Annotated in this window: 16 protein-coding genes; 9 read left to right on the top strand and 7 right to left on the bottom strand. The window is 74.6% G+C overall.

From position 1 onward, the window contains the following. Positions 1-23: 23 nt before the first annotated feature. Positions 24-734: a histidine phosphatase family protein gene (locus RCG67_RS14420; protein ID WP_368827251.1), complete on the bottom strand. Its 711-nt coding sequence runs from the start codon at positions 732-734 to the stop codon at positions 24-26. 72 nt (positions 735-806) lie between these two features. Then, on the bottom strand, positions 807-1,832 hold the full coding sequence (locus tag RCG67_RS14415) for a zinc-dependent alcohol dehydrogenase family protein (RefSeq protein WP_368827250.1): 1,026 nt from the start codon (positions 1,830-1,832) through the stop codon (positions 807-809). Positions 1,833-2,077: 245 nt separating this feature from the next. Here RCG67_RS14415 and yczE point away from each other — a divergent pair, with 245 nt between their 5' ends. The 9 genes from yczE (at position 2,078) to RCG67_RS14370 (ending at position 11,589) form a co-directional block, all read left to right on the top strand. Further along, positions 2,078-2,731: a membrane protein YczE gene (gene yczE / locus RCG67_RS14410; RefSeq protein WP_368827248.1), complete on the top strand. Its 654-nt coding sequence runs from the start codon at positions 2,078-2,080 to the stop codon at positions 2,729-2,731. A 290-nt stretch (positions 2,732-3,021) separates the two neighbouring features. Next, on the top strand, positions 3,022-3,723 hold the full coding sequence (locus RCG67_RS14405; RefSeq protein WP_368827246.1) for a response regulator transcription factor: 702 nt from the start codon (positions 3,022-3,024) through the stop codon (positions 3,721-3,723). Continuing rightward, positions 3,720-4,865 (top strand): sensor histidine kinase, encoded by a 1,146-nt coding sequence (locus RCG67_RS14400; protein ID WP_368827245.1) that lies wholly within the window; start codon positions 3,720-3,722, stop codon positions 4,863-4,865. Before RCG67_RS14405 ends, RCG67_RS14400 begins: the two co-directional genes overlap by 4 nt. 97 nt (positions 4,866-4,962) lie before the next feature. Next, complete coding sequence (locus RCG67_RS14395) at positions 4,963-5,292, top strand: heavy-metal-associated domain-containing protein (protein ID WP_368827243.1); 330 nt, start codon at positions 4,963-4,965, stop codon at positions 5,290-5,292. 51 nt (positions 5,293-5,343) lie between these two features. Further along, entirely contained in the window at positions 5,344-7,584 is a 2,241-nt protein-coding gene (locus RCG67_RS14390) for a copper-translocating P-type ATPase (RefSeq protein WP_438612676.1), read from the top strand. Positions 7,585-7,624: 40 nt separating this feature from the next. Further along, complete coding sequence (locus tag RCG67_RS14385; protein ID WP_368827242.1) at positions 7,625-8,299, top strand: DUF305 domain-containing protein; 675 nt, start codon at positions 7,625-7,627, stop codon at positions 8,297-8,299. A 109-nt stretch (positions 8,300-8,408) separates the two neighbouring features. Next, positions 8,409-8,654 (top strand): SHOCT domain-containing protein, encoded by a 246-nt coding sequence (locus tag RCG67_RS14380; protein WP_438612675.1) that lies wholly within the window; start codon positions 8,409-8,411, stop codon positions 8,652-8,654. Beyond that, on the top strand, positions 8,651-10,138 hold the full coding sequence (locus tag RCG67_RS14375) for a multicopper oxidase family protein (protein WP_368827241.1): 1,488 nt from the start codon (positions 8,651-8,653) through the stop codon (positions 10,136-10,138). The genes RCG67_RS14380 and RCG67_RS14375 overlap by 4 nt, the downstream gene beginning before the upstream one ends. Positions 10,139-10,248: 110 nt before the next feature. Next, entirely contained in the window at positions 10,249-11,589 is a 1,341-nt protein-coding gene (locus RCG67_RS14370; RefSeq protein ID WP_368827240.1) for an APC family permease, read from the top strand. Positions 11,590-11,636: 47 nt separating this feature from the next. Here the strand turns inward: RCG67_RS14370 and RCG67_RS14365 are convergent, their stop codons facing one another. Genes RCG67_RS14365 through RCG67_RS14345 form a run of 5 tightly spaced genes read right to left on the bottom strand, consistent with a single transcriptional unit; the run spans position 11,637 to position 17,336 of the window. Beyond that, entirely contained in the window at positions 11,637-13,058 is a 1,422-nt protein-coding gene (locus RCG67_RS14365; RefSeq protein WP_368827239.1) for an NADH-quinone oxidoreductase subunit N, read from the bottom strand. Positions 13,059-13,073: 15 nt separating this feature from the next. Beyond that, positions 13,074-14,570 carry a complex I subunit 4 family protein gene (locus RCG67_RS14360; RefSeq protein WP_368827237.1) on the bottom strand — a complete coding sequence of 499 codons (1,497 nt, stop codon included), beginning with the start codon at positions 14,568-14,570 and terminating at the stop codon, positions 13,074-13,076. Then, positions 14,567-16,477: an NADH-quinone oxidoreductase subunit 5 family protein gene (locus tag RCG67_RS14355; RefSeq protein ID WP_368827236.1), complete on the bottom strand. Its 1,911-nt coding sequence runs from the start codon at positions 16,475-16,477 to the stop codon at positions 14,567-14,569. Before RCG67_RS14355 ends, RCG67_RS14360 begins: the two co-directional genes overlap by 4 nt. Continuing rightward, positions 16,474-16,776, bottom strand: a complete 303-nt coding sequence (locus RCG67_RS14350) for an NADH-quinone oxidoreductase subunit NuoK (RefSeq protein WP_058874205.1) — start codon at positions 16,774-16,776, stop codon at positions 16,474-16,476. Before RCG67_RS14350 ends, RCG67_RS14355 begins: the two co-directional genes overlap by 4 nt. Then, positions 16,773-17,336: an NADH-quinone oxidoreductase subunit J gene (locus RCG67_RS14345; RefSeq protein WP_230777608.1), complete on the bottom strand. Its 564-nt coding sequence runs from the start codon at positions 17,334-17,336 to the stop codon at positions 16,773-16,775. Before RCG67_RS14345 ends, RCG67_RS14350 begins: the two co-directional genes overlap by 4 nt. Positions 17,337-17,338 lie beyond the last annotated feature (2 nt).

Here is a 17,338-nt window from a genome sequence, read left to right as displayed (position 1 = left end):
GCTGTTCCGTCAGGGGCGTTCCGTCAGCTCGTCGCCCCCTCGGCGCCGCTCCCGGCGGTCTCCTCGAGGACGTCCTCGGCGCTCTCGCCCGTGACGTCCTCGGCGGCGGGGTCCTCCAGCGCCGCGCCGCCGAGCGGATCGCGGTGCCAGGCCGCCAGCTCCCACCCGCCGCCGGCGCAGTGCTCGAGCACGGCCGCGCCGGTGTTCATGATCTCCAGCTCCGCCGCCTCGGCGGCGTCGATCCCGGCGCGCAGCGCGGTCCAGACGCGGATCGCCGCCCCGTGGCTGAACACGGCGGCCGTGTCCGCGGGGTCGTGGTCCTGCACGATCTGCTGCAGCGCGGCCTCGTAGCGGCCGAGGAACTCGTGGCCGTCCGGGCCGCCTGGCATGGGCTGCCCCAGGTCGCCGTGCACCCACGCCAGCAGGCAGGAGATGTAGGCCCGGCGGGCGTCCGGGTCCCCGCGCATCTCCAGCTCCCCGGCCGGGATCTCCTCCAGGCCGGCCCGGACCTGCACCGCCAGCCCTCGGGCCTCGGCCAGCGGCGCGGCCGTGAGCTGCGTCCGCACCAGCTGCGAGGCGTGGACGCCGCTGATCCGCTCGTGGCCGAGAGCGGCCGGCACCGCGCGGGCCTGGGCCCGCCCCAGACTCGTCAGCGGGGCGCCGGGCACCGCCGTGTCGAGCTCTCCCGAGACGTTGCAGGGGGTCTGGCCGTGGCGGATCAGCAGCAAGCGCATGCCTCCCAGCCTAGGGCTGCCCCCTGCGTCCGGGCGGCGGCGGTCCGCCGATCCGCCGGGCCGGGCGGCAGCTCAGTCCGTGGTGAGCAGGACCTTGATGGCCCGGCGCTCGTCCATCGCCCGGTAGGCCTCGGCGGCCTCCTCCAGCGGCAGGGTGAGGTCGAAAACCTTGCCGGGGTCGATCTGCCGGTCCCAGATCAGCCGGATCAGCTCGGGCAGGAACCGGCGCACCGGGGCGGGCCCGCCGTGCAGGTGCACCCCGGAGAAGAACAGCTCCTGGCCGGGCAGTGAGACGTCGTGGGACACGCCGACGTAGCCGACGTGTCCGCCGGGTCGGGTGGAGCGGATGGCCTGCAGCATCGACTCCTGGGTGCCCACGGCCTCGATGACGGAGTGCGCCCCGAGCCCGCCGGTGAGCTCCTTGATCCGCGCGACGCCCTCGTCGCCGCGCTCCTCGACGATGTCCGTGGCGCCGAACTCGCGGGCCAGGGCCTGCCGGTCCGCGTGGCGGGACATCGCGATGATCCGTTCCGCGCCCAGCTGCTTCGCGGCCAGCACGCCGAGCAGTCCGACCGCGCCGTCGCCCACGACGGCCACGGTCTTGCCGGGACCGGCCTCTGCGGCCACGGCGGCGAACCAGCCGGTGCCCAGCACGTCCGAGGCCGCCAGCAGGGACGGGATCAGCTCCGGGTCGGGCTGTCCCGGGGTGGCCACCAGGGTGCCGTCGGCCAGCGGGACCCGCACGTACTGGGACTGCGCGCCGGTGGCCGCCCCGGGCTGCCGGTTCACGCAGTGGGTCTGGTAGCCGGACCGGCAGATCTCGCAGGTGTTGTCGGAGGCGAAGAAGGAGCCGACCACGAAGTCGCCGACCGCGATGTCCTGCACCTGGTCCCCGACCTCCTCCACGGTGCCGACGTACTCGTGGCCCATCGGGGCGGGGCCGTCGACGTCCTCGAGGCCCCGGTAGGGCCACAGGTCGGAGCCGCAGACACAGGCGGCGGCGACCTTCAGGATCGCGTCGGTGGGCTCGACGACCGCCGGGCGCTCGCGGTCCTCGACACGGACGTCTCCGGGGGTGTGCAGCAGGACTCCACGCATGACGGGTTCTCCTTCGGGGTCGGTGCTCCGGCCCGGGGCGGGACGGACGACGGCGGGGCGTGCACCGCGGCGCACGCCGGGCACGGTGCCCAGTCAACCCCCAGGGCGGGTGCTCCGGGAAGTCCCGCCGGGATGCCCTGCCGGTGAACCGGGGGCCGGCTGGTGCCCGTCGACCGGAGCGGAGGCCTGGGCCGGGAACGCCGGGTGGGCGCCGCGCGGGCCCCGCAGGGGCGAGGATGGTTCCCATGACCCGTCCTCCGCGCCGCCCCACCCCTTCGACCGACCGGGCCGGGGCGCGCCCTCCCGACTCGCGCAGGCTGCCCCGGCGGCTCGTGCAGCTCTACGCCGGGCTGGTGCTCTACGGCATCACCATGGGGATGCTCGTGCGCTCCGAGCTCGGCGTGGTCCCCTGGGACGTGCTGCACCAGGGGCTGTCCCGGCAGTTCGGGGTGAGCATGGGCACGGTCGTCATCGTGGTCAGCGTGCTGCTCCTCCTGCTGTGGATCCCGCTGCGCGAGCGGCCCGGGATCGGCACCCTCAGCAACGCGGTGGTGGTCGGGCTGGTGCTCGACGCGACCCTGCTGGTGCTGCCGCCGGTCGAGGCGATGTGGCTGCGGGTGCTGCTCGTGCTCGCCGGCGTGGTCCTCAACGCCGTGGCGACCGCCGCCTACATCGGGGTGCACCTGGGCCCGGGCCCGCGGGACGGGCTGATGACCGGGCTGGTGCGGCGCACCGGGGGCTCCGTGCGCGTGGTGCGCACCTCGATCGAGGCGGTCGTGGTGCTGATCGGCTGGCTGCTCGGCGGCACCGTGGGGCTGGGCACGGTGCTCTACGCGCTGGCCATCGGCCCGCTGGTCCAGGTCCTGCTGCCCCGGCTGAGCGTCCGGCTGCCCCGCTGACGCCGTCGCCGGCGTCGTCGTCGGAGGGGGCCGAGGACGCCGCCCGCGGCGCGCACGCCACCAGGGCGCCGGAGCCGAGCAGGCCGAGGCCGCCGATGAGCAGGGACCTGCGGGCCAGGGGGTCCATGCGTCCTTCCCGGCCCGCACCGCACCGCGCCGCGAGGCCGCCGGCCGTTCTCGACCGGCCGGTGCGGGACCCCGCGGCGTTCTCCGTGAAGGTTTGACGAAGATTCCGCCCCTGACCGCCCCCGGGAGCCGCCGCGCCCCGAGGGGAGGGGGACACTGAAGTCATGAATCCTGGCACTGACGCGGCGGCCGGGCGGGTGCTGGTGGTCGACGACGAGAAGCCCCTGGCCCGGATGGTCGCCACCTACCTGGACCGCGCGGGCTACGAGGTCGCCACCGTCCACACCGGGCCCGAGGCCGTGGAGGCCGCCCGCGGCCAGGGGCCGGACGTGGTGGTGCTGGACCTGGGGCTGCCGGGGCTGGACGGCATCGAGGTGTGCCGCAGGATCCGGGGCTTCTCCGAGTGCTACGTGCTGATGCTCACCGCGCGCGGGGACGAGGAGGACAAGCTGGCCGGGCTGGCGGCCGGGGCCGACGACTACATCACCAAGCCCTTCAGCGTGCGCGAGCTCGTCGCGCGGGTGGCCGCGGTGCTGCGCCGTCCCCGCACCACCGTGGCCCCGGTCGAGCCGGCCCGGGTGTTCGGGGAGCTGACCGTCGACCTCGCGGCCCACGAGGCGCGGGTGGGCGGGGAGCCGGTGGCGCTGACCCGCACCGAGTTCGAGCTGCTGGCCGCTCTGACGGACCGGCCGCACGAGGCGCTGAGCCGCCGCCGGCTCATCGACGTCGTGTGGGGCCCCGCCTGGGTGGGCGACGAGCGGATCGTGGACGTGCACATCGGGCACCTGCGCCGGAAGCTCGGGGAGGACCAGGCCGCCTTCGTGGACACCGTGCGCGGGGTCGGCTACCGGATGGTGGCCCGATGACCCGGCGGCGACGCCCCCGCGGCCTGGCCTCCCGGTTCTTCCTGGCCCAGGCCATCGTGGTGGCCGCGAGCATCCTCGCCGCCGTGGTGGTCGCCTCCCTGGCCGGCCCCCCGATCTTCCACGAGCACCTGGTCATCGCCGGGCACTCCGCGGACTCCCCGGAGCTGCTGCACGTGGAACGGGCCTACCGCGACGCCAGCGTCATCACCCTGGGCGTGGCCCTGGGCACCGCCCTGGTCTGCGCCGCGGCGGTGACCTGGCTCTTCACCCGCCGGCTCCGGCGGCCCCTCTCCGCCCTCACCGAGGCGGCCCGGGGGGTGGCCCGCGGCCGCTACGACAGCCGGGTCCCGGCCCTCGCCGCCGGAGCCGAGGTGGACGCGGTGGCGGCCTCGTTCAACGCCATGGCCGAGCGGCTGGAGCGCACCGAGGAGCTGCGGCGACGGATGCTCTCGGACCTGGCCCACGAGATGCGCACCCCGATCTCGGTGCTCACCGTCTACTGCGAGGCGCTCCAGGACGGGGTAGCGCACTGGGACGAGGCCACCGGTGAGCTCGTCGCCGACCAGCTCGGGCGCCTCACGCGCCTGGTCGAGGACATCCACGACGTGTCCCGGGCCGAGGAGGGCCGGATCGACCTGGACCGCACCGAGCTGCCGACCGGCGAGCCGGCCCGCTCCGCCGCGGAGGCCCAGCGCGAGGCCTACGCCGCCAAGGGCGTGCGGCTCGTCCTGGACATCGACGACGACGCCGGGGCGGTGGAGGTGGACCGCCAGCGGATGGGCCAGGTGCTGGGCAACCTGCTCACCAACGCCCTGCGCCACACCCCGCCCGGCGGGCAGGTCGTCCTCGGCGTCTCCCGGCGGGGTCCGGGGCGGGTGGCCGTCCGCGTCGCCGACACCGGCGACGGCATCGCCGCCGAGAACCTGTCCCGGGTGTTCGAGCGCTTCTGGCGCGGCGACAGCGCCCGGGACCGCGACAGCGGCGGCTCCGGGATCGGCCTGACCATCGCCCGGGCCCTCGTCGAGGCCCACGGCGGGACGCTGACCGTCACGTCCCCCGGGCCCGGCGCCGGGGCGGTCTTCACCGTGGAGCTGCCCACCCGTCAGCGCGTGCGTCCGTCGCCGGTGGAGGCCGCCCGGTGACCCCCTTGATCTATACCCCCTAGGGGTATATACCTGAGAGGGGTCGGGGCCATGTCCGTCCCCGTCGCACCGCACGATCCGATCGAAGGAGTTCCAGATGACCCCCGAGACCCGCACGCCCCTGCCGATGCTCTCCACCGGCTGCGCCTGCTGCGCCCCGGCCCCGGCGTCCGAGCAGGCCGTTCCCGCGGCCGCCGCGGTGTCCCCCGCGGCCGGCGCGACCGCGAGCTACCCGGTGGAGGGCATGACCTGCGGCCACTGCGCCCGGAGCGTCACCGAGGAGATCACCGCCCTCGAGGGCGTGACCGAGGTGCATGTCGACCTGGTGGCCGACGGCGTCTCCACCGTGACCGTGCGCGGCACGGCCGCCCCGGAGGCCGTGCGAGCCGCCGTCGAGGAGGCCGGCTACACCGTGGTCACGGCCTGACGAACGGCACCACCGCACCGACCAGCCACCAGCCCTCGCAGAAGGACGATCATGCGCTCCCCGCACCACGGCCGCGGCCACCCCACCGCCCCGGAACAGCCGCACGCCGGACTCGGCACGGGCCGGCCCGCGGACTCCGGCGGCCACGGACAGCACGCCGACGCCGACACCCACGGCCAGGCCATGCCGCACGAGCACGCCCACTCGGCGGTCGACGAGGACCACCAGGTCCACACCCACGGGGAGCACGCCGGGCACTCCACGGCGATGTTCAAGAACAAGTTCTGGCTCTCGCTCGTGCTCTCGTTCCCGGTGGTGTTCTTCAGCCCCATGGTCGGACACCTGCTGGGCTACCGCCTCCCCGAGTTCCCGGGCTCCAGCTGGATCCCTCCCGTGCTGGGCACCGTCATCTTCGTCTACGGGGGCATGCCCTTCCTCAAGGGCGGCCTGACCGAGCTGAGGTCCCGGCAGCCGGGGATGATGCTGCTGATCGCCATGGCCATCACGGTCGCGTTCGTCGCCTCCTGGGTCACCACGCTGGGGCTCGGCGGGTTCGACCTCGACTTCTGGTGGGAGCTGGCCCTGCTGGTGGTGATCATGCTGCTGGGCCACTGGATGGAGATGCGCGCCCTGGGCGCGGCCTCCTCCGCCCTGGACGCCCTGGCGGAGCTGTTGCCCGACGAGGCCGAGAAGGTCGTCGACGGGGACACCGTCACGGTGCCGGTCTCCGGGCTGGCCGTGGGGGACGTGGCGCTGGTGCGCTCCGGGGCCCGCGTCCCGGCGGACGGCACGATCACCGGCGGGGCCGCCGAGTTCGACGAGTCCATGATCACCGGTGAGTCCCAGGCGGTCCCCCGGGGACCCGGAGACACCGTGGTGGCCGGCACCGTGGCCACCGACAACACCGTCAGGGTCCGGGTCGAGGCCGTCGGGGCCGACACCGCCCTGGCCGGGATCCAGCGGATGGTCGCCGCCGCCCAGGAGTCCTCCTCCCGCGCCCAGGCCCTGGCCGACCGTGCCGCCGCGTGGCTGTTCTGGTTCGCCCTGACCGCCGGCGTCCTCACCGCCGTCGCCTGGACGCTGCTCGGCAGCCCGGACGACGCCGTCATCCGCGCCGTCACCGTGCTGGTCATCGCCTGCCCGCACGCCCTGGGCCTGGCCATCCCGCTGGTCATCGCGATCTCCACCGAGCGCGCCGCCCGCTCCGGCGTCCTCATCAAGAACCGGATGGCCCTGGAGCGGATGCGCACCATCGACGTGGTGCTCTTCGACAAGACCGGCACCCTCACCGAGGGCGCGCACGCCGTCACCGGCACGGCCCCGGTCCCCGGGGTCTCCGAGGGCGAACTGCTGGCCTGGGCTGCGGCCGCCGAGTCCGACAGCGAGCACCCTGTGGCGCGCGCCATCGTCACCGCCGCCGGCGCACACCCCGAGGCGTCCCGGCTGGGGCTGCGCGGCACCGGGTTCACGGCCGCGACCGGCCGCGGGGTGACGGCCGTCGTCGAGGGCACCGAGGTCGTCGTGGGCGGCCCCAACATGCTCCGCGAGCGCGGGCTGTCCACACCGGCGGCGATCGACGCGACCACCCTCGAGTGGGTCGAGCGCGGCGCCGGGGTGCTCCACGTGCTGCGCGAGGGGCAGGTCATCGGCGCCCTGGCCCTCGAGGACCGGGTCCGCCCCGAGTCCCGAGCCGCCGTGGCCGCCCTCCAGGAGCGCGGGGTGAAGGTCGCCCTGATCACGGGCGACGCCCGTCAGGTCGCCGAGGCCGTGGGCGCCGATCTGGGCATCGACGAGGTCTTCGCCGAGGTCCTGCCCCAGGACAAGGACAGCAAGGTCACCGAGCTCCAGTCCCGCGGGATGACGGTGGCCATGGTCGGCGACGGCGTCAACGACGCCCCCGCCCTGGCCCGCGCCGAGGTCGGCATCGCCATCGGCGCCGGCACCGACGTGGCCATGGAGTCGGCCGGGGTGGTCCTGGCCGGCAACGACCCCCGCGCCGTGCTGTCGATGATCGACCTGTCCCGGGCCAGCTACCGGAAGATGGTCCAGAACCTGGTCTGGGCCACCGGCTACAACGTCGTCGCCGTGCCCCTGGCCGCCGGGGCCCTGGCGCCGATCGGGATCGTGCTGTCCCCGGCCGTCGGAGCGGTGCTGATGTCGGTCTCCACCATCGTGGTGGCCCTCAACGCCCAGCTGCTGCGCCGCCTGGACCTCGATCCGGCCCGGCTGGCCGCCGTCAGCTCCGAGGGCCACCGCAGCACCCGGCGGCCGGCCGCCGTCCCCGCCCCCTGATCCCCCTGTTCCCACCCCTCGAGAAGAAGAAGGACATCCTGTGAAGCGCTCCACCACTCTCAGCACCCTCGCCCTGGCCTCGGCCCTCGCCCTGGCCGGCTGCGGCTCCGCCGGTGAGGAGGACCCCGCGGCGGACTCCGGGACGAGCGCCGAGGCGACCGCCTCCGCCGCGACGGGGACCGCGGGCACCCCCTCGGCCTCCCCGTCCGCCTCCCCGTCCGGCTCCGCAGCCGAGCACAACGACGCGGACGTGATGTTCGCCCAGATGATGCTCCCGCACCACGAGCAGGCGGTGCAGATGAGCGAGATCCTGCTCGGCAAGGACCTGGTGCCCGAGGACGTCCGCGACCTCGCCGAGCGGGTCAGGGACACCCAGGCGCCCGAGATGGAGCAGATGCGCGCCATGCTCGCCGCCTGGGACGCCCCCACCACCCCGGAGGACCCGGCCACCGCGCACGGCGGTCACGGCTCCGGCATGGTCGACGACCAGGGCATGAACCGGCTCCGGGAGGCCGAGGAGGGCCCCGCGGCCGCCCGGCTGTACCTGGAGCAGATGACCCAGCACCACGAGGGGGCGATCGAGATGGCCCGGGACCAGGTCCAGGACGGATCGAACCCGCAGGCCGTGGAGCTGGCGCAGGAGATCGTCCGGGCGCAGGAGACGGAGATCGCCGAGATGGAGCGGATGCTCCAGGAGCTGCCGGAGGGTTCCTGACCACCCCGGCGACCGGCGTCGTCGCACTCGTGCGGCGCTCTGCAGGAAGCACAGAACCGATCGACGAAGGAGGACCGTGATGATGTGGGGCGACGGAATGGGAGGGGGTATGGGCTGGATGTGGCTGTTCTGGCTCCTGCTGATCCTGGGCACGGTGGTGCTGGTGGTCGTGCTCGTCAAGGCGCTCACCGGCGGCTCGGGCGGCGGGACCCGGCAGGGCGGTTCCGCCCCGCCGCCGACGGGCGCGGGTCCGCGCCGGTCCCGGGAGATCCTCGAGGAGCGCTACGCCCGCGGGGAGATCAGCACCGAGGAGTACCGGGAGCGGCTGCGGACCCTGGAGGAGGGCGACCGATGAACCCGCTGACGCGCCGGCAGCTGCTGGCCCTGGGCGCGGCCGGGGCCGGTGCCGCGGCCGTGGGCGGGGCCGGGCTGTGGTGGACCAGCGGCGGCGGCGAGACCCTCGGCGGCGGCCGGGAGCTGCTGCAGCCCGAGGTGCTGGCCGGTCGGGACGGCGTCCTGGACATTGCCCTGGAGGCCGCTCCCGCCCGGGTGCGGATCGGGGCGCGGCAGGCGAACGTGCAGGCGTTCAACGGCTCGCCGCCCGGGCCGACCCTGCGGGTCCGGCCCGGGGACACGGTCCGGGTGGCGATGACCAACGGGCTGGAGGCCCCCACGAACCTGCACGTGCACGGGCTGCACGTCTCCCCGGAGGACAACGGGGACAACCCCTTCGTCAGCATCGAGCCCGGGGGGTCCTTCGACTACGAGTTCGTCCTGCCGGCGGACCACCCGCCCGGCACCTACTGGTACCACCCGCACCGGCACGGGCACGTGGCCGACCAGCTCGCCGCCGGGCTCTACGGGGCCATCGTCGTCGAGGACCCCGACCCCGTCCCGGTGGCCCGGGAGCGGGTGCTGGTGGTCTCGGACCTCACCCTGGACGACTCCGGGAACCTGGCCGAGGTCTCCCCGCCGCAGCGGATGATGGGCCGGGAGGGCGAGACCGTGCTGGTCAACGGCCAGGTCCGTCCGCAGGCCACCGCCGCCCCGGGGGATCGGGAGCTGTGGCGGGTCGTCAACGCCTGCCCGTCCCGGTACCTGCGCCTGACCCTCGACGGCCAGACCGTGCGGCTGCTCGGCCGCGACGTCGGCCGCCTGCCCGAGCCGGTCGAGCTCCCCGAGGTGACCCTGGCCCCGGGCAACCGGGTGGAGCTGCTCGTGGACACCCGCGAGGGCACCTCCGCGCTGACCGCCGCCCCCGTGGACCGCGGCAGCATGGACGGCATGATGGGCGGGGCCGTGCCCGGGGACGGCCCCGGCACCGACGAGCCGATCGACCTGCTCACCCTGGAGGTCACCGGGGACCGGGCCGAGGAGCCCGCCCCCGTGCCCCCGGCTCCGGCCCTGCGGGACCTGCGCGAGGAGCCGGTCGAGACCCGGCGCACCCTGGACTTCGCCATGGGCATGGGAGGCATGGGCGGGATGATGGGCAGCAGGCGCGGTCCCGGGCAGATGATGTCCTTCACGATCGACGGCCAGGAGTTCGACCCCGAGCGCACCGACCAGCAGGTCCGGGTGGGCACCGTGGAGGAGTGGACCCTGACCAACTCCAGTCCCATGGACCATCCGATGCACCTGCACGTGTGGCCGATGCAGGTCGTGTCCGAGGAGGGCCGTGACGTCTCCGCCCCGCGGTGGCAGGACGTGGTCAACGTCCCGGCCTTCGGGGAGGTGACGGTCCGGGTGGCCTTCGACGACTTCGGCGGCCGCACCGTCTACCACTGCCACATCCTCGACCACGAGGACCTCGGCATGATGGGCACCGTCGGGGCCCGCTGAACACCGTGGGCCCGGCCCACCGACCTGTCCGAACCACCCCACCGACCTTGTCCGCCCCACCTCGCCGCCGGGAGGCGCTCGCCACCGGCAGGAAGGACGTGCACCTCCTCATGGACCAGAGCACGCAGACGCAGCAGAAGCTCTCCCTCACCGGATCCGTCGCCCTGGGGACGGGGGTGATGATCGGCGCGGGCATCTTCGCCCTCGTGGGGCAGGTCGCGGAGCTGGCCGGCGGCTGGGTGCCCTGGGCTTTCCTCGCCGGAGCCGTGGTCGTGGCGTTCAGCTCCTACTCCTACATCCGCTACTCGGCCACCAACCCGTCCGCCGGCGGGATCGCGATGCTGCTCAAGGCCGCCTACGGCCCCGGGGTGGTGGCCGGCTCGTTCTCCCTGTTCATGTACGTGTCGATGATCCTGGCCGAGTCCCTGCTGGGCCGCACCTTCGGCACCTACCTGCTGCGCCCCTTCGGCCTGCAGGGCTCCGCCGTGTGGGTGGCGGTGCTGGCGGTGGTCGCCATCGCGGCCGCCGCCCTGGTGAACCTGGTGGGCAACCGGTGGGTGGAGCGCTCCGCCACGGTGACCGCGGCGATCAAGATCGTGGGGATCGCCGTGCTGGCGGTCGCGGGCATCCTCGCCGCGGGGGTGTCCTCCCTGGGTCGGCTGTTCACCGCGGCCGACCGCACCCCGCCGGAGGCGGGCTGGCTGGGCTTCCTGGCCGGGACCACCCTGTGCATCCTGGCGTACAAGGGCTTCACCACGATCACCAACCAGGGCGCGGACCTGGAGCGGCCGGAGCGCAACATCGGCCGCTCCATCATGATCTCCATCGCCCTGTGCACGGTGCTCTACCTGCTGATCACCGTGGCGGTCACCGGCAGCCTGACCGTGCCGCAGATCGTCGAGGCCCGGGACTATGCCCTGGCCGAGGCGGCCGAGCCGATGTTCGGCTCCTGGGGCGTGCGGCTGACCGTGCTGATCGCCGTGGTCGCGACGCTGTCGGGGCTGATCGCGAGCCTGTTCTCGGTCTCGAAGCTCTACGACATGCTCCGCGACATGGGCCAGGCACCCGGCCTGCCGGGGAAGGAGGGCCACCAGTCGCTGTTCATCACCGCCGGGCTGGCGATCCTGATGGCCGCCTTCTTCGACCTGTCCCAGATCGCCGCCCTCGGCGCCATCCTGTACCTGGCCATGGACATCGCCATCCACCTCGGCATCCTTCGCCACCTCCGGGACGACGTCGGGGCCAGGCCCTGGATCCCCTGGACCGCGATCGCCCTCGACGTCGCGGTGCTCGTGCCCTTCGTGCTGCTGAAGGCCCAGTCGGACCCGTTCACCCTGGTGATCACCGCCGTGGTGGCCCTGGTCATCGTCGTGGCGCAGTGGTTCACGGTGCGGCACCGCTCCGGCCAGGAGGCCCAGCACAGCGAGCAGGACGAGCCGGAGCAGCACTGACAAGGCGCCGCCCGGCGCATTGGGTGCCGTCCCGGGCAGCGCCGCACCTACATGAGCAGGGGGCCGTCGAGGGCCGCCCACAGCACACCGGCCAGGACGCCCAGCACCAGGCTCGCGATCGCGGCGGTCCCGGCGGTGACGGCCGGCCAGGCGGCCGCCCCGCCGGGGCCGGGGAACCCCGCGGCGTCCTGGTCCGGACGGGCGAAGACGGGAGCGAACCAGCGCAGGTAGTAGAACAGGCTGAGCACGCTGTTGAGCACCACCACCAGGGCCAGCCAGCCGTGCCCGCCGTCCCAGGCCGCGGTGGCGGTGGTGAGCTTGCCGACGAACACGGCCAGCGGCGGGGTCCCCACCAGTCCCAGCAGCGCCACGAGCAGCGCCAGTCCCAGGCCCGGGCGGGAACGGGCCAGGCCCCGGTAGGCTGCCAGCTCCCGGTGCTCGGGCAGCGCGGCGGTCACGGCGAACGCGGCGACGTTGGTGACGGCGTAGGCGGCGAGGTAGAACAGCAGCGCGGGCAGGGCCAGGTCGCTGCGCCCGGCCGCGGCCACGGGCACGAGCAGGAACCCGACCTGGGCCACCGTGGACCAGCCCAGCAGCCGGCGGGGGTCGGTCTGCCAGTAGGCCGCGAGGTTGCCCAGGACCATCGAGGCCGTGGCGAGCAGCGCCGCGACGAGCAGCCACGAGCCGTCCCCGGCGGAGACCGTGTCCACGAGCCGGTACACGGCCACCAGCGCCCCCACCTTGGGCACGGTGGTGAGGAACGTGGCGGCGGTGGCCCCGGTGCCCTGGGCGGCGTCGGGCACCCAGAAGTGGAAGGGCGCCCCGCCGGCCTTGAAGAGCAGCCCCGCGAGCACGCCCAGCACACCCGCGCCCACGGCCGCGACCGGGGCGGCGGGCAGCGCGTCCCGGAGCAGGGCGTAGTCGGTGCCGCCGGCCAGGGCGTAGAGCACGGTGACCCCGGCCATGAGCAGGATCCCGGACAGCGCCCCCATGAGATAGGTCTTCATGGCGGCCTCGGCCCCGGCGCGGCCGCCGGTGAGGCCGACGATCCCGTACAGGGGGATGCTGGCCAGCAGGAACCCCACGATCAGCACGAGCAGGTCGGTGGACCCGGCCAGGACCATCACCCCGGTGGTGGCGAGGAGCAGCAGCGCACACGTGTCCGACTCCCGCGGGGACCCGGCGATCTCCCCGGAGGCCACCCCCAGGACCAGCAGGGTGGTCAGGGCGGCGATCACCCGGGCGGCGCCGGTGGCGGTGTCCACGGCGAAGGTGCCGCTGAAGGCGCTCTGCGCGGGTCCGGCCATGGCGAGGGCGCCCAGGAGCGCGGCGCCCAGCAGGGCCAGGGCTGCGACTGCCCGGGCGATCCACTGGCGCCGCCGGGGCAGGAACGATCCGCCCAGCAGCACCACCAGCGCGCCGAGGAAGACGACGATCTCGGGCAACAGCAGCTCGGGGCGCATCTGCATCGAGGTCTCCACCGGCTACCGTCCCCCCAGGGTCACGAGGGCGGCCGAGGCCGGCTCGATCACCTCAAGCAGCACCCGGGGCAGCACGCCGATGAGCAGGGACAGCGCCAGCAGGGGGCCGGCGGACCACAGCTCCTGCGCCCGGAGGTCCTCGAACCCGGGGGTGTGCCCGGCCGCCGGGCCGGTGAAGACCCGCTGCAGGGCGCGCAGGAACAGCGCGGCGGTGACCAGGATGCCCAGCAGGGCCACCGCGGTGACCGGGGCGACCGCCACGCTGCCGGCGAAGATCTGGAACTCGGCAATGAACCCGGAGAACCCGGGCAGGCCCAGGGAGGCGAAGGCCCCCACCGCGAACAGCGCCGCGTAGCGCGGAGCGGGAGCGGCCAGCCCGCCGTAGGAGCCCATGTCGTAGGTGCCGGCCCGGTCCTGCATCACCCCGGCGAGCAGGAACAGGGCGGCCGTGATCAGCCCGTGGCTGACCATCTGCACCACCGCTCCGGTGACCGCCACGGAACGGGCCTGGGCGGCGTCCTCGGCGAGGAGCCCGGCCGCGCCGAGGGCCAGGACGACGTAGCCCATGTGGTTGACGGAGGTGTAGGCGATCATCCGCTTGAGGTCCGTCTGGGCCAGGGCCACGAACGCCCCGTACAGCACCGAGACGATCCCCACGGCCACGATCACCCAGGCCCACGCCCGCCACGCCTCCGGCAGTATCGGCATGGCGATGCGCACGAACCCGTAGGTGCCCATCTTCAGCAGCACGCCCGCCAGCACGGCCGAACCGGTGGCGGGGGCGTCGGTGTGCGCCGGGGGGAGCCAGGTGTGGAACGGCACGGTGGGGGTCTTCACGGCCAGGCCCACCAGGATGGCCGCGAGCACCAGCCCGCCGGTGAGTGGATCGCCCGCCAGGGGCGCCGCCGCGACGAGCTCCGGGATGTCGAACGTGTGCGGCTCCGCCGCCACGTAGAGCCCGATGAAGCCCAGCAGCAGGGCCAGGGAGCCCAGGAAGGTGTAGAGGAAGAACTTCAGCGCCGACCGAGCCGCGCTGCCGTGGCCCCATCCGGCGATCACGAAGTACATGCCCACGATGGACAGGTCGAAGAAGACGAAGAACAGGATGAGGTCGGCCGCCACGAACACTCCGAGGCTCACGCCCTGCAGGAACAAGAACAGTGCTGCCTGCACGCGCGGGCGGTCCGCGTCCCGCAGGGCGTGGACGGCGCAGGCCAGGAACACCACGGCCGTCATGGCCAGCAAGGGCAGGGAGAGCCCGTCCACGCCCACGTGGTAGCTGCTGCTGACGCCGGGGATCCACGGGACCTGCTCCTCGAACGCCAGCCCGTTGGGCCCCGGGTCCTCGTAGCCGGCCCACAGCACGCCCACGAGCAGCAGCTCCACGACGCTCACCGCCACCCACGTCCACCGGGCGGCCGCGGGCCCGATCGCGGGGACCACGGCCAGGACGGCGGCGGCCAGCAGGGGCAGGAAGACGATCAGGCTCAGCATGCTCATCCCAACACGGCGTAGACGGACCAGGCCAGGACGCCGACGGCGAGCACCGCGACGGCCTGGAGGAAGTACTGGTGGACGGCCCCGGTCTGCGGGGCCCGGGCCAGCTGCCCGAGCCGGCGGACCCGGCCGGCGAAGCCCTCGACGGCGCCGTCCACCACGTCGTCGTCGAGCCGCGCCGCGCCCCGGCCGGCCGCGGCGGCGGCGTGCGCGGTGGCCTCGACCCCGGCGTCGAGGACCCGGTCGTCGAACCGGGCCGCGGCCCGGGCCAGTCCCGTGACCGCGCCGGCGGCGGCGGTCACGGCACGGTCCAGGACGAGGTCGTCGAACCGGGCCAGCGCGTGCGCCAGGCCCAGCGCGGGGCGGACGACGACGGCGTGCGCGGCGGCCTCCAGCCCCAGCCACCGCACGGCCCAGCCCGGCTCGGGGGCGCGCAGGCGCAGCATCAGCAGCAGGACCACCAGGGCGAGCGCGGCCGAGACGAGCAGCTCGGCGGGCGCCACCGCACCGTGCCCGCCCAGGGCCCGGGCGAGGGCCCGGCTGACCGGGGGCAGGGCCAGGACCCCCAGCACGGCCGCCCCGGCCGCGAGCACGACCAGCGGGGCCTGCTCCAGCGCGCCCACGCGCCCGGTGCCGCCTTCCGCGGCCTCGGCGCGGACACCGCGGCGCCAGACGGTCCACAGGACCTTCCCCGCATAGGCCGCCGACAGGGCCGCCGCCACGAGCCCCGCTGCATAGAGCGGACCCGAGACCTCGAGGGCCTCGGCCAGCACCGCGTCCTTGGTGGCCCACAGGGACAGCGGGGCGATCCCCGCCAGGGCCAGCGCCCCCACGGTGGCGGTCACGCCCACCACCCGCCACCGGCGGCCGGCCCCGCGCAGCGCCGTGAGCTCCTCGGTGCCCAGCGCCGTCAGCCACGCCCCGGCGGCCAGGAACAGCAGGGCCTTGGTGGAGGCGTGGGCCACCAGGTGCGCCGCGCCGCCGCTGACCGCGCCCACCCCGGCGGCCAGCACCACGAAGCCCAGCTGCGCCACCGTGGACGCCGCCAGCAGCTGCTTGAGCTCCCGCTGGGCCAGCGCCACGATCCCCATCAGCACCGCGGTGGACACCCCGGCCCACGCGGCGGCCGGGCCCGCCCATCCGGTGGAGGCCAGCAGCGGCTCCACGCGCAGCAGCAGGTAGCCGCCCATGGCCACCATGGCCGCCGAGTGCAGCAGCGCGCTCACCGGGCTGGGGCCCTTCATCGCCCCGGAGAGCCAGAACGAGAACGGCAGCTGCGCCGCCTTGCCCAGCGCCGCCACCAGGATCCCGGCCGCGATCACGTGCCGCCACGGGCTCTCGGCGGCCGGCAGGGCGGACAGGGCCATGCCGGCGCCGCCGGCCAGGGCGGCGCCGGCGGCGACGTAGAGCCCCAGGTCCGCGGTGCGGGTCGTGACGAAGGCCGTGAGCCCGGCCGAGACGCGATCGGCGTCCCGCCACCAGAACCCGATCAGGGCGTAGGAGGTCGCGCCCATCAGCTCCCAGGCGAACAGCAGCGCCGGCAGGCTCGCGGCCGTGACCGTGGCCAGGGCGGCGGCGGCGAAGACGAGCATCAGTCCGTGGAAGCGCGGCCGTGCCGCCCGGATGCTGCCGGCCGCGAAGACCAGGACCAGCAGCGTCACTCCCGCGACCATCGGGAGGGTGAGTGCTGCGAGGGCGTCGACCTCCAGCGCGAACTCGGCGCCGGCCACGAACGGGACGGCCAGGGCGGGCCGGGTCAGGGCGGCGACCGCCGCGAGCACCGTGGTCACCGCGGCGGTGAGCACCGCGACCGGGGCCGCGGCCCGCTCCGCCCGGGTGAGGGCGAGCACCGCACCCACGGCGGCCGGGAGCAGCAGCACGGCCGGCAGCACGGCCTGGGCCGCGGTCACCGGGCGAGCTCCTCGGCCATGTCGGTCATGTCGGTCTGCCGCCTGCGGTGCAGCAGCGTGGCCACGGCGAAGCCCATGGCCATCTCCACGGTCATGGCCGCCAGGACCACCAGCAGCAGCACCTGCCCGGAGGGGTCCGGGGCGAGGAACCACCAGAACCCCGCCGCGGCCAGGAGCACCCCGTTGATCATCAGCTCCAGGCCCATCATCACCATCACCACCACCTGCTGGGACAGGGCGCCGTAGAGCCCCACCGCGAACAGCGCGGCGGCCACGACCAGCACGGCCTCCAGAGTCATCGGCCCACACCTCCCGGCTGGGGGTCGTCCGCCGGGCGGCGGCGCAGGTCGTCACCGAACCGGTCGTAGCGGGTGCGGTGGGCGGCCAGGACCACCCCGGCCACGATGGTCGCCACCATCACCGGCCCCACCACGGCCATCACCAGCATCTTCTCGCCCATGATCTCCAGGCCCAGCGCGTGCGTGAGGTCCTCGGGCGGGGCGCCGCGCCGCTGCGGCCACGGGATCAGCAGGGCACCGGCGGCCAGCAGCACGAAGACCCCGGCCGAGGCGCCGATCGCGGTCTTCTTCCCGTGGGTCATGTCCATGGGCATCAGTGCGGGGTTCATGCCCATGAACATCACCATGTAGACCGCCATCACGGCCATCTCCATCACCATCATGAGGATCGTGATGATCCCCAGGTAGCTCTGGCCCAGCAGCAGGATCTGCACGCCCACGGCGATGAAGGACAGCGCCAGGGCGTAGGTGGCCCGCGCCATGGAGTCCACCACGAACACGGCTGCCCCCGCGGCCACGGCCACCACGGCGAGCACCCAGAACACGATTCCGACCAGCACGG

The sequence above is a fragment of the Kocuria cellulosilytica genome (assembly GCF_040981245.1).
Taxonomy (GTDB): domain Bacteria; phylum Actinomycetota; class Actinomycetes; order Actinomycetales; family Micrococcaceae; genus Kocuria; species Kocuria cellulosilytica.
Note: the sequence above shows the minus strand (reverse complement) of the source record. Positions and strands in the feature narration are given on the sequence as shown.

Bases quoted from the DNA above. Each gene is read 5' to 3' on its own strand.
- RCG67_RS14390 (WP_438612676.1), top strand. From the start codon at position 5,344: ATGCGCTCCCCGCACCACGGCCGCGGCCACCCCACCGCCCCGGAACAG.
- RCG67_RS14405 (WP_368827246.1), top strand. From the start codon at position 3,022: ATGAATCCTGGCACTGACGCGGCGGCCGGGCGGGTGCTGGTGGTCGAC.
- RCG67_RS14375 (WP_368827241.1), top strand. From the start codon at position 8,651: ATGAACCCGCTGACGCGCCGGCAGCTGCTGGCCCTGGGCGCGGCCGGG.
- RCG67_RS14365 (WP_368827239.1), bottom strand. From the start codon at position 13,058: ATGCAGATGCGCCCCGAGCTGCTGTTGCCCGAGATCGTCGTCTTCCTC.
- RCG67_RS14360 (WP_368827237.1), bottom strand. From the start codon at position 14,570: ATGAGCATGCTGAGCCTGATCGTCTTCCTGCCCCTGCTGGCCGCCGCC.
- RCG67_RS14400 (WP_368827245.1), top strand. From the start codon at position 3,720: ATGACCCGGCGGCGACGCCCCCGCGGCCTGGCCTCCCGGTTCTTCCTG.
- RCG67_RS14420 (WP_368827251.1), bottom strand. From the start codon at position 734: ATGCGCTTGCTGCTGATCCGCCACGGCCAGACCCCCTGCAACGTCTCG.
- RCG67_RS14415 (WP_368827250.1), bottom strand. From the start codon at position 1,832: ATGCGTGGAGTCCTGCTGCACACCCCCGGAGACGTCCGTGTCGAGGAC.
- RCG67_RS14380 (WP_438612675.1), top strand. From the start codon at position 8,409: ATGGGCTGGATGTGGCTGTTCTGGCTCCTGCTGATCCTGGGCACGGTG.
- RCG67_RS14395 (WP_368827243.1), top strand. From the start codon at position 4,963: ATGACCCCCGAGACCCGCACGCCCCTGCCGATGCTCTCCACCGGCTGC.
- yczE (WP_368827248.1), top strand. From the start codon at position 2,078: ATGACCCGTCCTCCGCGCCGCCCCACCCCTTCGACCGACCGGGCCGGG.
- RCG67_RS14350 (WP_058874205.1), bottom strand. From the start codon at position 16,776: ATGACTCTGGAGGCCGTGCTGGTCGTGGCCGCCGCGCTGTTCGCGGTG.
- RCG67_RS14370 (WP_368827240.1), top strand. From the start codon at position 10,249: ATGGACCAGAGCACGCAGACGCAGCAGAAGCTCTCCCTCACCGGATCC.